This window comes from Rhodococcus sp. WWJCD1, assembly GCF_002258735.1.
GTDB lineage: Bacteria > Actinomycetota > Actinomycetes > Mycobacteriales > Mycobacteriaceae > Rhodococcoides.
Window position 1 is genome coordinate 1 of record NZ_NOXY01000003.1, and the last position, 15237, is coordinate 15237.

Sequence of the window (15237 nt, forward strand, 5' to 3'; positions counted from 1 at the left end):
GCATCGATCACCATCCCGGCGACAGGAAGCGGTGGCACACACGACGGTGCGTGCCACCGCTTCACCATGCCGTCGTTGACAGGCCGACCTCCATATGAGAGCGGCTTCGCCGCATGTGAGCGAAACTTCGTAGCAGAGTACGAGTTTCCGCGCACGTGCGGCGCAGCCGCTCCCTCAGCTGTCGAAGCCCAGACCCAGCGCGTCCATTCCCTTGAGCCACAGGCCGCGCTTTCCGCCGTTGCGGTCGGCTCGGGCGAATGCCGCGCGGGTGATGTTGATGCCGAGGGATCTGACGGGCTCGGGCGGAAACGGCAGCGGCATGCTGCGCACCATCTTCAGTCGCGTTCGTTCGGTGTCCTTGCCGTCGAGTAGGTCGAGCGCGGTGCGGGCTCCGAAGTGGGACGCGCCGACGCCGAGTCCGGTGAACCCGGCCACCGTCGCCACCCGTCCGTTCATGCCGAGATCCCAGAACGCACTGAACCGCGAGCACGTGTCGATCGATCCGCCCCAGGCGTGGGTGGCGCGGATTCCTTCGAGGCCGGGGAACATCTGCAGCAGGTGTTCGGCGAGCAATGCGAACTCTTCGGGATGCTGGGTTCGGCGAGGGTCGGTGTCGCTACCGTAGAAGTAGTGCGCGTCCCACCCGCCGAACAGGATGCGATCGTCCGCCGTCAACCGGAAGTAGTGGAATCGGTTGCCGGAGTCGGCCAATCCTTCGCGGCCGGACCAGCCGATGTCGGCGAGCTGAGACGGACTCAGCGGCTCGGTCATGATGACGTAGTCCCACACGGGCACGATCCAGTGACGGAGCTTTCGTCGCAACGACTTCGATGCCGAGGTGGCCAACAGTACCTTGCCCGCCTCGATGGTTCCGTAGCCCGTCTTCACCCGAATACCGTTGCCGGACTTGTCGATCGACAGTGCCTGGGTGTTCTCGTGAATGTGTACACCGAGCGACTCGGCCGCGTCGGCCAGGCCCCAGGCCAGTTTGGCCGGGTCGATCATCGCGACATCGGGGTCGAACAGTGCACCGCGCGCCATCGGTGAGGTGATCCTGGACTGCACTGCAGCGGCGTCGAGGTATTCCATCGGCTGCGACAGGCGTGCACCCTCGTCACCGAGCTCGCGCAGGTCGTCCACCTGCCAGTCGAAATTGGCGATGTCGAGCTCGCCGGTGCGTTCGATGTCGGCGTCTATTCCGTACTTCTCCGCAGTCGCGCAGATCGCGTCGAGCGTCTCCGTGCCCATCCGCAGCAACTCGGGGAGTTCGTCGGCATACCGGTCGAGCCCGTTGCTCAGTCCGTGCGTCAGGCTGGCCGCGCAGAAGCCGCCGTTGCGACCGGTTGCACCCTCGGCGATGCGGTCGCCTTCGAGCAGCACGATCGACCGGTTCGGGTTCTCCTCTGCCGCATGCACCGCCGCCCACAGGCCGGTGAATCCGCCGCCGACTATCACCAGATCTGCTGTTGCAGAGCCGGTGTGCCGACTGCGCGGAGCGGGCCGTTCGGGACGGTCGAGCCAATAGGACTCCGGTGCCGCGCCCGCCACCATCGCCACGCCGCGGTCGGTGGGTTCGGTTGCCCATGATGCGCTCATCGGGCGTCCTCCTGTGCTTCGGGATCGGCCGACGCGAACACCGTTCGATGCCAAGCCTTTCGAGCCACACCGGTGATGTCGGTCATGACGTGTTTGACGGTGAGGTACTCGTCCAGCGAATAGCTCGACATGTCCTTGCCGAAGCCCGAAGCTCCGAATCCTCCGTGTGGCATCTCGCTGATGATCGGAATGTGATCGTTGATCCACACACAGCCGGCCGCGATCTCGCGCGTCGCTCGTCCTGCGCGGTACACGTCTCGGGTCCACGCGGAGGCGGCGAGTCCGAACGCAGTGTCGTTGGCGCGCCGGATCGCATCGTCGTCGCCATGATGCTTGGACACCGTGAGCACCGGGCCGAACACCTCGTCGCGATAGATTTCGTCCTGCTCGCCGACATCGGCGACCAATGTCGGTGGGTAGAACGCACCCCTGCCCTCAGGAATGCGGCCACCGGTGACGATCCTGGCTCCGGTGTCGCGAGCTCGATTCACCATGGCCGCAACACGATCGCGATGAGCGATCGAGATCAACGAACCCATGTCGGTAGCCGGATCGGTCGGGTGTCCCATCACGACGCGTCCCATCAACTCGGCCACTCCAGCAACGAAGTCGTCGTAGAGGGATTCGGCGACGATGGCGCGGGTGGCCGCCGTGCAGTCCTGGCCGCCGTTGATCAGAGATCCGGCGACGGCACCGTGAATGGCGGCATCGAGATCCGCGTCGTCGAACACCACCAGCGGTGCCTTGCCGCCCAGTTCGAGCTGCACCCGAGTGCCGTGAACGGCGGCCTGCGCCATGACTCGCCTGCCGACGGGGGTCGAACCGGTGAAGGTCATCAGATCGAGGCCCTCGTGCGAGGACAACGCGACCCCGGCATCTTCTCCGGTTCCGGTGACGACGTTGAACACGCCGTCGGGAACTCCCGCCTCGGTGGCCAAGCGCGCCAGACGCAGTGTGGTCAGCGGAGTGAGTTCGCTGGGCTTGAGCACGATGGCGCACCCGGCCGCGAGAGCCGGAATCGCCTTCCACACCGCCATCTGCATCGGATAGTTCCACGGGGTGATCGACCCGACGACTCCGACGGCGTCGCGGCGAATCGACGAGGTGTGCTCGCCCGAGTACTCCGCAGTGGCCTTGCCGTCGAGGTGCCGTGCCGCTCCGGCGAAGAATTCGATGTTGTCGATGCTGCCCGGCACGTCGAACTCCGTTGCCAGCCGCACGGTCTTGCCCGTCTGCGCCACTTCCTCGGCCGCGAAGTTCTCGGCATCGGCGGCAACCAGCCGAGCCAACTCCGTCAGGACCGCGCTGCGCTCAGCGGGCGTTGCGCCGGACCATTCCGAAAATGCCGACCGAGCATGTGCGAGTGCCGAATCGACGTCGTCTGCCGTCGCCAGCCCGACCTCGGCCAAGACCGACCCCGTTGCGGGATCGTCGACGGCATATCGCTGACCACTACCGTCCATCGCGCGTCCGTCGATCCAACAACCAGGAATGTTCGCCATACCTGCACAGTACCGCCGAAGCTACTGATTCTCTCCATTTCACGCCTCGTGACAACTGATTCTGTCGTCCGAATCGACAATTGATACGCATTTCATCGTCGAAGGGTTGTGTTCACCACCGCGACAATGACAAGATCGACGCATGCCCGAGCAGCCACCCATCGCACTCGACGACGTCTCCAAGGCGATCATCGAACAACTCCAGGAGGACGGGCGACGCTCGTACGCCGCGATCGGCAAAGCAGTCGGTCTCTCGGAAGCTGCTGTCCGCCAACGTGTTCAGCGGCTGACGGACTCCGGCGTCATGCAGATCGTCGCGGTGACCGATCCGGTACAGGTCGGATTCAAACGGCAGGCCATGATCGGCATCAAGTGCACCGGAGACAGTTATGCGCTGTCCGAGGAACTGTCGGCCATCGACGCGATCGACTACGTCGTCCTGACCGCAGGGTCGTTCGACGTCGTCGTGGAAGTGGTGTGCGAGGACGACGAACAGCTTCTGCAGATTCTCAACAAGCAGATCCGCAGTCTGGACGGTGTCACCAGTACCGAGACCCTGGTCTATCTCAAACTCGTCAAGCAGCAATACAATTGGGGAACACGATGACACGAACGACAGCCGAACTCGACGCCTCCGCAGCCAAGCACCTGTGGGGCCACTTCACCCGCCACGGTGCCGGGGTCACACCTCCGATCATCACCCGCGGCGAAGGTTCGACCATCTGGGACTCGAACGGCAAGAGTTACATCGACGGACTGTCGGGCCTGTTCGTGGTTCAGGTGGGGCACGGCCGCGAGGAATTGGCCGAGGCGGCGGCCAAGCAGGCAAAGGAATTGGCCTTCTTCCCGCTGTGGTCGTACGTCACCGAACAAGCCATCGAACTTGCCGAGCGCCTCGCCGGCTACGCCCCCGGCGACCTGAACCGGGTCTTCTTCACCACCGGTGGCGGCGAGGCCGTCGAGAGCGCGTGGAAGCTGGCCAAGCAGTACTTCAAGAAGGTCGGCAAGCCCGGCAAGCACAAGGTGATCTCGCGGGCCATCGCCTATCACGGCACCCCACAGGGTGCGCTCGCGATCACCGGAATCCCCGCGCTCAAAGAGCCTTTCGAGCCGTTGACGCCGGGCGCGTTCCGAGTCCCGAACACCAACATCTACCGCGCTCCCGCTCCCCTGGATACCGACCCGAAGGCGTTCGGAATCTGGGCTGCGGATCGGATCGCCGAGGCCATCGAATTCGAGGGCCCCGATTCGGTGGCCGCGGTATTCCTCGAGCCGGTCCAGAATGCCGGAGGTTGCTTCCCTCCCCCGCCCGGATACTTCGAGCGGGTCCGCGAGATCTGCGACCGCTACGACGTCCTCCTGGTCTCGGACGAGGTGATCTGTGCGTTCGGACGGATCGGATCGATGTTCGCCTGCAACGACTTCGGATACGTTCCCGACATCATCACCTGCGCCAAGGGATTGACCTCGGGCTACTCCCCGATCGGCGCAATGATCGCCTCCGACAGACTGTTCGAGCCGTTCGACGACGGCACGTCCAGCTTCGCCCACGGCTACACCTTCGGCGGCCACCCCGTCTCCGCTGCGGTCGCCATGGCCAATCTCGACATCTTCGAGCGCGAGGGGATCAACGCGCATGTCGCAGACAAGGCACCGGCGTTTCGCGCGACGCTCGAGAAACTGCACGATCTGCCTATCGTCGGGGACGTGCGCGGCGAAGGGTTCTTCTACGGCATCGAACTGGTCAAGGACAAAGCCACGAAGGAAACGTTCAGCGATGCCGAAGCAGAACGCATCCTCCGCGGGTTCCTGTCCACGGCTCTGTTCGACGCAGGGCTGTACTGCCGCGCCGACGATCGGGGCGATCCGGTAGTGCAGCTGGCTCCGCCACTCATCTGTGGTCAGAAGGAGTTCGACGAGATGGAACAGATTCTGCGCAGCGTGTTGACCGAGGCGGGGAACCTGATCTGACCGAGACTGCTACCGACCGAGCTCGTTACCGACCGATGCGGTCGATGACGAGAGGGCTCGGCTCGACAGCCGTTGCACCGATTTCCCAGCTCCCGACGAGTGCTTGCTGCGCGTACTCGAAACGCTCGGGAGTGTCGGTGTACAGGGTTGCGAGCCGATCCCCGGCCCGCACCCGATCCCCCGGCTTGGCGTGCAGCCGCACACCGGCCGCGCTCTGCACCGGCTCACCCTGACGTTCTCGGCCTGCCCCCAGCCGCCACGCAGCGAGTCCGACGCCCATCGCGTCCAACCCGGTGACGACGCCGTCCTGTGTCGCAGTGAATTCCTGGCTCTCCCGGGCGACGGGCAGCGCGGCGTCGGGATCGCCGCCCTGTGCCGCGATCATCGTCTTCCACCGGTCCATGGCGGACCCGTCGGCGAGCTTGTCGGCCGGATCGGTGCCCTCGATCCCGGCCGCGGCGAGCATGGTGCGTGCCAGCGTGATCGTCAGCTCCACGATGTCGGTCGGGCCGCCTCCGGCGAGCACCTCGACCGACTCCTGCACTTCGAGCGCATTGCCTGCGGTGAGCCCGAGCGGGGTGTCCATCGCCGTCAGCACCGCCAGAGTGCGCACACCCGCATCGGTTCCGAGCTCGACCATCGCGGTCGCGAGTTCGCGCGCATCGTCGATGTTCTTCATGAACGCGCCGGCGCCGACCTTCACGTCCAATACGAGTGCGCCGGTGCCCTCGGCGATCTTCTTGCTCATGATCGAGCTGGCGATCAGCGGAATCGACTCGACGGTTCCGGTCACGTCGCGCAACGCGTAGAGCTTCTTGTCGGCCGGAGCCAGATCGGCACCGGCGGCGCAGACGACCGCACCCACCAACGGATCGGCCAGAATGCGCTGCATCTCCTCGCCGCTGAGGTCGGCTCGCCACCCGGGGATGGACTCGAGCTTGTCGAGCGTTCCGCCGGTGTGTCCAAGGCCGCGCCCCGACAGTTGCGGCACCGCTGCCCCGCACGCAGCGACGAGGGGAGCCAACGGCAGCGTGATCTTGTCTCCGACACCGCCGGTCGAGTGCTTGTCGACGGTGGGTAGCGGCAGTGCCGAGAAATCCATGCGTGTGCCCGAGGCGATCATCGCGCCGGTCCACGTACTCAGTTCCCGACGGGACAATCCGCGCAACAGAATTGCCATCGCCAGTGCCGACATCTGTTCCGGCGCGACGGTTCCGCGAGTGAACTCGGCAATCACCCACTCGATCTGCTCGTCGTCGAGAACGCGACCGTCGCGCTTGGCGCTGATGATCGATACGGCGTCAGGCATGGTTGTTCACGCGTCCTTCGTCGAGGTTGTCGGGTCCGAATGCATCCGGGAGCAACTCTGCCAGTCGACGCGGTCCCGAGGTGGTGTCGACGAGCAGATCCGGGCCGCCGAACTCGAACAGCAACTGCCGGCATCGCCCGCACGGCATCAGGATCTCACGCCGAGAATCGCAGCAGGAGAACGCCACGAGTATGCCGCCGCCGCTCGAGTGCAGGTTCGAGACCAACCCGCATTCGGCGCAGAGCCCCAAACCGTATGAGACATTTTCCACATTGCACCCGGTGACTATTCGATTGTCGTCCACCAGAGCGGCCGCACCGACCGGAAAGTTCGAGTACGGGGCGTAGGCATGTCGCATTGCCTCATGAGCATTGTCGCGCAACGTATTCCAGTCGATTTCGTCCATGGTTACCCATCCAATCACGCCGTCTGAATTGATGCAGAGATCTGCCCCGAAGTTGGATTGTGAATTGGGAAGGCAAACCTAACACCGAATTTCGGCACCGTACGAACCTCGAGTCGAATTAGTTCCGTGTTTCGAATGGGTTTACAGTTTCGAGTAAGCGGCTAGTACAACCAGCACTAGGGCCGAATCGCGACAAATCGAGCCAGGACAAGACCGGCCACCGGGCTCGAAGCGTCCACCAACGACGTTGGAGGCATTGCACTCGATGAGTAGCACGACGGAAGTCGCTCCGGTCAAGGAGCGCAAGCGGTCTCTGTACCGCGGGGACCCGGGCATGTGGTCCTGGGTTCTGCACCGCATCACTGGCGTGTTGACGTTCTTCTTCTTGTTCGTCCACGTCCTCGACACGGCGATGGTTCGGGTCAACCCCGAAACGTACGACGCCATCATCGAGACCTACAAGACTCCGCTCGTCGGCCTGATGGAACTCGGCCTCGTTGCCGCAGTGCTGTATCACGCGCTGAACGGCATCCGGGTCATGCTGGTCGATTTCTGGTCCAAGGGACCGCAGTACCAGAAGCCGATGCTGTGGATCATCGCAGTCGTCTGGCTCGTCGTCATGATCCCCGGCGCGGGACGAATCTTCTACAACATGTTCACGGCGGGTGGTCACTGATGTCGACGCAGGGTCCCGAGGCGAAGGTCCTCGGCACGAACTACGACCGTCCGGCCAGCTTGGCCAACCCCCGTTCACCGCGTCGGCAGAGCAAGGGCAACTTCGAGCTCTACGCGTGGCTGTTCATGCGCTTCTCGGGCCTGGCACTCGTCGTGCTGGTGCTGGGACACATGTTCATCATGCTGATGCTCGACGACGGTGTGCACCGCATCAACTTCGCCTTCGTGGCCGGTCGCTGGGCCAGCCCGTTCTGGCAGTTCTGGGACCTGACGATGCTGTGGCTCGCTCAGCTCCACGGCGGCAACGGCCTGCGCACGATCATCGCGGACTACTCCCGCAAGGATTCGACGCGATTCTGGCTGACCACGTTGCTGGTGCTGTCGATGATCCTGATCATGGGCGTCGGCACCTACGTCATCTTCACGTTCGATCCCAACATCTCGGCGAGCTAAGGACACTGACGCTTACATGCAGGAACATCGTTACGACGTACTGATCGTCGGCGCAGGCGGTGCCGGTATGCGTGCTGCGATCGAAGCCGGACCCCGCGCTCGCACCGCCGTACTGACCAAGCTCTACCCCACTCGTTCGCACACCGGTGCAGCCCAGGGCGGCATGTGCGCAGCTCTGGCGAACGTGGAGGAAGACAACTGGGAATGGCACACGTTCGACACCGTCAAGGGTGGCGACTACCTCGCCGACCAGGACGCCGTGGAGATCATGGCGAAGGAAGCAATCGACGCCGTTCTCGACCTCGAGAAGATGGGTCTTCCGTTCAACCGGACGCCCGAGGGCAAGATCGATCAGCGTCGCTTCGGCGGCCACACCCGCGACCACGGCAAGGCACCGGTTCGTCGTGCGTGCTACGCAGCCGACCGCACCGGCCACATGATTCTGCAGACGCTCTACCAGAACTGCGTCAAGCACGACGTCGAGTTCTACAACGAGTTCTATGCGCTGGATCTGTGCCTGACCGAAACCGACGACGGCCCCGTCGCAACCGGCATCATCGCCTACGAGCTCTCCACCGGCGAGCTGCACATCTTCCACGCGAAGTCGATCATCTTCGCCACGGGCGGTTCGGGCCGGATCTACAAGACCACGTCCAACGCCCACACCCTCACCGGTGACGGCATGAGCATCGTGTTCCGCAAGGGTCTTCCCTTGGAGGACATGGAGTTCCACCAGTTCCACCCGACAGGTCTCGCAGGCCTGGGCATCCTCATCTCCGAGGCGGTCCGAGGCGAGGGCGGCATCCTTCGCAACGAGTCGGGTGAGCGCTTCATGGAGCGCTACGCACCGACCATCAAGGACCTCGCGCCCCGCGACATCGTTGCTCGCTCGATGGTGCTCGAGGTACTCGAAGGACGCGGCGGTGGCCCCAACAAGGACTACGTCTACATCGACGTCACGCACATCCCCGAGGAAGTACTCGACGAGAAGCTCCCCGACATCATGGAGTTCTCGCGCACGTACCTCGGCGTCGACCCCGTCAAGGAGCCGGTGCCCGTCTACCCGACGTGCCACTACGTCATGGGCGGTATCCCCACCAAGATCCACGGTGAGGTTCTGCGCAACAACACCGACATCGTTCCCGGTCTGTACGCCGCCGGTGAATGCGCCTGCGTCTCCGTACACGGAGCCAACCGCCTCGGCACCAACTCGTTGCTCGACATCAACGTCTTCGGACGTCGTGCCGGCATCGCCGCGGCCGAGTACGCCAACTCCGTCGACTTCACTCCGCTCCCGGAGGAGCCGGCCAAGATGGTGCAGGACTGGCTCGAGCTCATCCTGTCGGACCACGGTCACGAGCGCGCAGCCGACATCCGTACCGAGATGCAGCAGTCGATGGACAACAACGCTTCGGTGTTCCGTACCGAGGAGCGACTCGAGACGGCGCTCAAGGATGTCCGCGCCCTCAAGGAGCGGTACAACAAGATCACCGTCGAGGACAAGGGCAAGCGCTACAACAGCGACCTGCTCGAAGCCATCGAGCTCGGCTTCCTTCTCGAAATGGCCGAGGTCACGGTCGTCGGAGCTCTCAACCGCAAGGAATCTCGTGGCGGTCACGCCCGCGAGGATTACCCCGAGCGCAACGACGCCGAGTACATGAAGCACACCATGGCCTACAAAGAGGGCGAAGGTCTGCTCACCGAGATTCGCCTGGATTACAAGCCGGTAATCCAAACCCGCTACGAGCCGATGGAGCGGAAGTACTGATATGAGCGCACCTACCCTGGACAAGAAGTCCGAGTCCGATCTGCCACCCGTGCCCGAAGGCGCAGTGATGGTGAACCTCAAGATCGCGCGCTTCAACCCCGAAAGCGGAGACGGACAGCGATGGGACACCTTCCAGGTGCCCACCCTGGAAACCGACCGTCTGCTCAACCTGCTGCTGTACGTCAAGGGCTACCTGGACGGCACACTGACGTTCCGGCGTTCGTGCGCACACGGTGTGTGCGGCAGCGATGCGATGCGCATCAACGGCGTCAACCGTCTCGCCTGCAAGGTGCTGATGCGCGACATGCTCCCCAAGGACTCGTCGAAGACGCTCAACATCACCATCGAGCCCATCAAGGGCTTGCCGGTGGAGAAGGACCTCATCGTCGACATGGAGCCGTTCTTCGACGCGTTCCGCGCCGTGAAGCCGTTCCTGATGACGACCGGTAACGAGCCGACTCGTGAGCGGATCCAGTCCGCCGCGGACCGCGCCCGGTTCGACGACACCACCAAGTGCATCCTGTGCGCGTGCTGCACGACCTCGTGCCCCGTGTTCTGGAGCGACGGCAGCTACTTCGGCCCTGCCGCGATCGTCAATGCACACCGGTTCATCTTCGACAGCCGTGACGAGGGTGCAACCGAACGTCTGGACATCCTCAACGACGTCGAGGGTGTGTGGCGTTGCCGCACCACCTTCAACTGCACCGACGCATGCCCCCGCGGCATCCAGGTGACCAAGGCGATTCAGGAAGTCAAGCGCGCGTTGCTCTTCGCTCGCTAACAGGCACATCGACCGACGGCAAGCGCCCCTTCGCACATGCGAAGGGGCGCTTGCCGTTTCCAGGGTCAGACGAACGCGCTGAAGCCCGTCACACCACGGCCGACGATCAGGTTGTTGATCTGCGCTGTGCCCTCGTAGGAGTACAGCGCCTCGGCATCGGCGAAGAACCTGATGACGTCATGCTCGATCAGAATTCCGTTGCCGCCCATGATCTCTCGGGCCCAACTGACCACTTCGCGCAGCCGCGTCGTACAGAACGTCTTCGCGAGCGCTGCATGCTCGTCGTAGTGGACGCCGTTGTCCTGCAGCTGCGAAACACGAATCGCCATACCGAGCGAGGCGGTGATGTTGGCGGTCATCCGTGCAATGAGATCGGCGATCAGCTGGAACGAGGCGATCGGAGAACCGAACTGCTCGCGTTCACGCGCGTACGCGACTGCCCGCTCGTATGCACCCATCATGACGCCCACCGCCTGGAACGCCACTCCCCCACGGGTCAAGCGGAGCACCTTCGCGGTATCGGCGAAGGAGTTGGCGTCGGCGAGCTTGTTGGCGACCGGAACTCGGCAGTTCTCGAGATGTACGTCCGCGTTCTCCACCGCGCGGAGCGAGTACTTGCCCTCGATCTTCTCGGCCCGGAATCCCTCGAAGTGCTTTTCGACCACAAAGCCCTTGACCTCGCCGTCGGCCTCGTCCTTGGCGAAGACGATGGTCAGGTCTGCGAAGGTGGCGTTGCCGATCCAGCGCTTACTACCGTTGAGGACCCAGTGATCGCCTTCGAGGCGGGCTGTCGTTTCCAGCCCGCCCGCGACGTCGGATCCGCCGTGCGGCTCGGACAGGCCGAAGGCGCCGATGGTCTCCATCCGGCGCATGGCGGGCAACCACCGCGCGCGCTGCTCCTCGGAGCCGAGAATCGAGATACTGCTCATCGCCAGCGAACTGTGCACGCTGAACATCGTTCCCGTGGACGGATCGATTCGTGCGAACTCCATCTCCAGCCATCCCGTGAGCAGCTTGCGCGAGGCCTTTCGATCGTCGAACTCGTAACCGAGACCGGCGATCTCGAGCTCGGCGATCAGCGGCAACAGATGTACCGGCGAGCTCGCCTTCTCCCAGAATTCGTTCGCCCTCGGCGCGACCTCCTCCTGCAGGAACCGACGGGCGCGCAGTACCACCTCGATCTCGTTGTCGTCGAGCATCCCCTGATATCCGTAGAAATCGGATTCGAGAAAATCGGGCGACAGTGGTCCGAGGGGCTCGTGCTCACTCATGTTCGGCTCCTTCGTCTGGTGCCTCCGTCGGGCACCGCTACCGATCTTCTACCCGCCACACCCGCTTCTCACTCATGCGAAGCAGCGGTCAGAGGTCAGCGGCGCAGTTCGTCGGTGAGGGTCGCCAGTTCGTCGCCGCCCGCCATTTCCCTGGTGAGGTCGTCGAGTGAGATGTCGTCGTAAGCACAGTCGAGCGTCTGGCGACCACGGTTGAGCAGAACGAAATGATTTCCGACCAGGTACGCGTGGTGTGGATTGTGGGTGATGAAGACTACGCCGAAGCCTTGCTCTCGGGCCGCAGAGACGTAACGCAGAACCATGCCCGACTGCTTGACGCCCAGCGCGGCCGTCGGCTCGTCGAGGATGAGCACACGCGCACCGAAGAAGATGGCGCGGGCGATGGCCACGCACTGTCGCTGTCCACCGGAGAGAGAGCCGATCGGAGCATCGACGTCGGGCAGATCGATGCCGATCTTGCGAAGTTCCTCGATGGTCGTCGCGCGCATTGCGTGGATGTCGAGTGATTTCAGGACCTTGCCACGACGCAACTCCTGACCGAGAAAGAAGTTGCGCCACACCGGCATCAGGGATACCACCGCGAGGTCCTGATAGACGGTGGCAATCCCCTTGTCCAGGGCGTCTTTCGGCGATCCGAAGGTCGCTGGTTCGCCGTCGACGAGCAACTGACCCTCGGACTGCTGATGTAGGCCGGCCATGATCTTGATCAAGGTGGACTTGCCTGCACCGTTGTCGCCCAGAACGCACGTGACCTCACCGGCACCGACACGCATATCGATTCCCTGCAACGCAGTGACGTTGCCGTAACTCTTGCCCACGTTCCGAAGTTCGATGAGGGGCGTGTTCGCGGAGTAAGTCATCGATTACCTTTTCGCCGCGAAGTTGCGGAATGAGTTGTTGGCGATCACGGCGAACAGCAGCATCGCGCCGAGAAAGAACTTGAACCAGTCGGGGTTCCACCCGGCATAGACGATGCCCTGATTGGTCATGCCGAAGATGAATGCGCCGATGAATGCGCCGACGGCTGTTCCGTATCCGCCGGTGAGCAAGCACCCTCCGATGACTGCGGCGATGATGTAGAGAAACTCGTTGCCGACGCCCTGACCGGACTGCACGGTGTCGAAGGCGAACAGCAGATGCATGCCGACGAACCAGGCGCAGAAGCCGACGAACATGAACAAGCCGATCTTGACCCTCGTGACCGGCACCCCGACGGCTCGCGCCGATTCCTGATTGCCGCCGACGGCGAAAATCCAGTTACCGGTACGAGTTCTCATCAACACCCAGGTTGCCGCCAGTGTCAACACGATCCACCACACGACGGTGATTCGGATCGACACTCCGAATACCGAGAACGAAGACGAGAACACAGCTTTGGCCGAATCGAATCCCTCCATATCCGAGATCGACGGGGTGGCAACCTGTCCGGTGACGAGTTTGGTGACGGCGAGATTGATGCCGGTGAGCATCAAGAACGACGCCAGCGTGATCAGGAACGACGGGATTTTGGTCCGCATCACCAGGTAGCCGTTGAACACGCCGACCGACAGCGCCAAGAGCAGTGCCAACGCAGAGCCGGCCCACACGTTCAGATGCAGGTTGTAGGCCAACATCGACGCCATGATGGACGAGAAGGTCACTGCAACACCGGTGGAGAGGTCGAACTCGCCGCCGATCATCAACAACGACACCCCGATCGCCATGATGCCGATGGTCGAAGACGCATACAGCACGGTCGCGAGAGCCTCGGGCGATCGAAACGGTGGTGCCACGATGCAGAAGAAGACGAAGATGGCGACCGCGCCGAACAGGGCGCCGACCTCCGGACGGATCAGCAAGCGCTGCAACGGCTTTTGCTTCGTAACGCGCTCGTCCGTGATCACGGTGTGTTTCGACAGAGCCGGATCGGCCTGTGTGGGCATGATGTTCCTTCCGCGCCGAGGCGATGCACTCAGCGTGTGCCGTTACGCGCGTACTCGGCGACCGCGTCGATGTTGGTCGAATCGATGAACGCGGGTCCGGTCAGCACCGGGGTGCCGCCGCCGATCGTGTTGCCGTTGTTGAGGTAGAGCCACAGCGAGTCGATCGCCAGGTAGCCCTGCAGGTACGGCTGCTGATCGATCGCCCACGCCACATCGCCGGACTCGATCGCATCGACCAAGGCGGCATTGGTGTCGAACGTGACAACCGTGGCATCGCTGCCCGCGTTGACCGTGGACTGCACAGCTGTCAATGCGATCGGAGCGGCGAGGGCGATGATGTGATCGATCGTCGGATCCTGCTGCAGCTTGGCCGTGATGGTCGACTCCACGGACGGCATGTCCTTGCTGTTGACGTTCAGGATCTCGGTGGTGCCTCCGGTGAAGCCCTGCCTGACGCCTGCGCAGCGAGCCTCGAGCGACACTGCACCCTGCTCCTGGATGATGCACAGTGTCTTTCGAGCACCGTCGGTGGTGAGACGCGCTCCTGCCGCCTGGCCGGCGATGGTCTCGTCCTGACCGAAGTACTGGCCGACTCCCATGTCCTTCCAGGAGTCGTAGCCGGAATTGAACGCGACCACGGGAATGCCCGCGGCAGTGGCCGTCTCGACGGCGGGGGCCATCGCGTCGGGCTTGGCCAGCGTGACCGCGATGCCGTCGACCTTGGAATCGATCGCACTCTGGACGAGGTTGGCCTGATTGGGCGCTTCGGGATCTGCGGAGTAGCGCAGCTCGATGTTGTCCTTCGCTGCCGCGGCTTCGGCACCCTTGCGCACCAGATCCCAGAAGGTGTCGCCGGGAACCTCGTGCGTGATCATCGCTATCGTCGCCGCCGGCGTGTCGGCTACGCCCGCATTGTTTCCGTCGTCGGACGATCGAGGAGCACCACCGGTGCTCGAACAGGCAGCGACAGTCAGTGCCGCGACCGCACAGACCGCGACGACCGCGATCTGCCCGCGCCTTTGCCGAAACCTCATTGCACTTCCCTTTCCAACAACCGGCTCTCGAACACCGACGAATCCGAGCCGCCGACCTGATCACTGTAAGAAACGATTGGTACTCGTCACGCATCTTCGACGATTATTCGTCAGGCAACACAACCGGTGTGCGCACCACCGGACCTCGGACCACATGAGAGAACTCTCATCTCCGATTCACGTAGCCACAATCCGCCGTCGTCAGACTCGGTTGTGTGCGAACCATCATCGTCTCGGCCCTCGGACTGCTCACGCTCGCCGTTCTCGTCACGGCCTTGCTGACGACGCGATCCACGGGCGAGCAGACCCCGTTGCCCGCACCCATCGTCGCACCCGCCGCACCCGCGCAATCCGCCCCGGGTACCCCGCAACCCGTTACCCCTGCACCGGGGACGGGGAATCCCGCTCCCACCGCCGTGGTTCCGCAGCCGGTGGCACCGGACGGATTCGTGCCCCCGCCGCCATTGCCGCCCGCGGACTGGGACGATGACTTCGACGACGACTGGGATGACGATGACGACGACTGACCCC

15 protein-coding genes are annotated in these 15237 nt (G+C 63.5%); 7 read left to right on the forward strand and 8 right to left on the reverse strand.

Annotated features, from left to right (window positions below):
- Nucleotides 1–174: 174 nt before the first annotated feature.
- Nucleotides 175–1596: an NAD(P)/FAD-dependent oxidoreductase gene (locus tag CH286_RS00315; protein WP_094608023.1), complete on the reverse strand. Its 1422-nt coding sequence runs from the start codon at nucleotides 1594–1596 to the stop codon at nucleotides 175–177.
- Complete coding sequence (locus CH286_RS00320; RefSeq protein ID WP_094608024.1) at nucleotides 1593–3098, reverse strand: gamma-aminobutyraldehyde dehydrogenase; 1506 nt, start codon at nucleotides 3096–3098, stop codon at nucleotides 1593–1595. The genes CH286_RS00315 and CH286_RS00320 overlap by 4 nt, the downstream gene beginning before the upstream one ends.
- Nucleotides 3099–3240: 142 nt before the next feature.
- Here CH286_RS00320 and CH286_RS00325 point away from each other — a divergent pair, with 142 nt between their 5' ends.
- Nucleotides 3241–3705 carry an Lrp/AsnC family transcriptional regulator gene (locus tag CH286_RS00325; RefSeq protein WP_032376836.1) on the forward strand — a complete coding sequence of 155 codons (465 nt, stop codon included), beginning with the start codon at nucleotides 3241–3243 and terminating at the stop codon, nucleotides 3703–3705.
- A complete protein-coding gene (locus CH286_RS00330) occupies nucleotides 3702–5069 on the forward strand; it encodes an aspartate aminotransferase family protein (RefSeq protein ID WP_094608025.1) in 1368 nt (455 codons plus the stop codon). Before CH286_RS00325 ends, CH286_RS00330 begins: the two co-directional genes overlap by 4 nt.
- Before the next feature lie 25 nt (nucleotides 5070–5094).
- Here CH286_RS00330 and CH286_RS00335 read toward each other — a convergent pair whose 3' ends face one another.
- On the reverse strand, nucleotides 5095–6378 hold the full coding sequence (locus tag CH286_RS00335; protein ID WP_094608026.1) for a thymidine phosphorylase: 1284 nt from the start codon (nucleotides 6376–6378) through the stop codon (nucleotides 5095–5097).
- A complete protein-coding gene (locus CH286_RS00340; RefSeq protein ID WP_094608027.1) occupies nucleotides 6371–6784 on the reverse strand; it encodes a cytidine deaminase in 414 nt (137 codons plus the stop codon). Before CH286_RS00340 ends, CH286_RS00335 begins: the two co-directional genes overlap by 8 nt.
- A 334-nt stretch (nucleotides 6785–7118) precedes the next feature.
- On the opposite strand from CH286_RS00340, the gene sdhC reads away from it, so the two are divergent.
- Genes sdhC through CH286_RS00360 form a run of 4 tightly spaced genes read left to right on the forward strand, consistent with a single transcriptional unit; the run spans nucleotide 7119 to nucleotide 10461 of the window.
- Nucleotides 7119–7460 (forward strand): succinate dehydrogenase, cytochrome b556 subunit, encoded by a 342-nt coding sequence (sdhC, locus tag CH286_RS00345; RefSeq protein ID WP_441347100.1) that lies wholly within the window; start codon nucleotides 7119–7121, stop codon nucleotides 7458–7460.
- Complete coding sequence (locus CH286_RS00350) at nucleotides 7460–7912, forward strand: succinate dehydrogenase hydrophobic membrane anchor subunit (RefSeq protein WP_027496419.1); 453 nt, start codon at nucleotides 7460–7462, stop codon at nucleotides 7910–7912. The genes sdhC and CH286_RS00350 overlap by 1 nt, the downstream gene beginning before the upstream one ends.
- 16 nt (nucleotides 7913–7928) lie before the next feature.
- Nucleotides 7929–9680 (forward strand): succinate dehydrogenase flavoprotein subunit, encoded by a 1752-nt coding sequence (sdhA, locus tag CH286_RS00355; protein WP_032376833.1) that lies wholly within the window; start codon nucleotides 7929–7931, stop codon nucleotides 9678–9680.
- Nucleotide 9681: 1 nt separating this feature from the next.
- On the forward strand, nucleotides 9682–10461 hold the full coding sequence (locus tag CH286_RS00360; protein WP_037147905.1) for a succinate dehydrogenase iron-sulfur subunit: 780 nt from the start codon (nucleotides 9682–9684) through the stop codon (nucleotides 10459–10461).
- 65 nt (nucleotides 10462–10526) lie between these two features.
- Here the strand turns inward: CH286_RS00360 and CH286_RS00365 are convergent, their stop codons facing one another.
- From CH286_RS00365 to CH286_RS00380, 4 genes are all read right to left on the reverse strand, one after another.
- The gene (locus CH286_RS00365) at nucleotides 10527–11732 is read right to left on the reverse strand and encodes an acyl-CoA dehydrogenase family protein (RefSeq protein ID WP_094608029.1); all 1206 of its coding nucleotides are present in this window, start codon (nucleotides 11730–11732) and stop codon (nucleotides 10527–10529) included.
- A gap of 95 nt (nucleotides 11733–11827) precedes the next feature.
- Nucleotides 11828–12610 (reverse strand): ATP-binding cassette domain-containing protein, encoded by a 783-nt coding sequence (locus CH286_RS00370; RefSeq protein ID WP_094608030.1) that lies wholly within the window; start codon nucleotides 12608–12610, stop codon nucleotides 11828–11830.
- A 3-nt stretch (nucleotides 12611–12613) separates the two neighbouring features.
- Nucleotides 12614–13672 (reverse strand): ABC transporter permease, encoded by a 1059-nt coding sequence (locus tag CH286_RS00375; RefSeq protein WP_032404730.1) that lies wholly within the window; start codon nucleotides 13670–13672, stop codon nucleotides 12614–12616.
- A gap of 29 nt (nucleotides 13673–13701) precedes the next feature.
- The gene (locus CH286_RS00380) at nucleotides 13702–14706 is read right to left on the reverse strand and encodes a substrate-binding domain-containing protein (RefSeq protein WP_094608031.1); all 1005 of its coding nucleotides are present in this window, start codon (nucleotides 14704–14706) and stop codon (nucleotides 13702–13704) included.
- Nucleotides 14707–14921: 215 nt separating this feature from the next.
- Between CH286_RS00380 and CH286_RS00385 the strand changes: the two genes are divergently transcribed.
- Nucleotides 14922–15233, forward strand: a complete 312-nt coding sequence (locus CH286_RS00385; protein ID WP_094608032.1) for a hypothetical protein — start codon at nucleotides 14922–14924, stop codon at nucleotides 15231–15233.
- Nucleotides 15234–15237 lie beyond the last annotated feature (4 nt).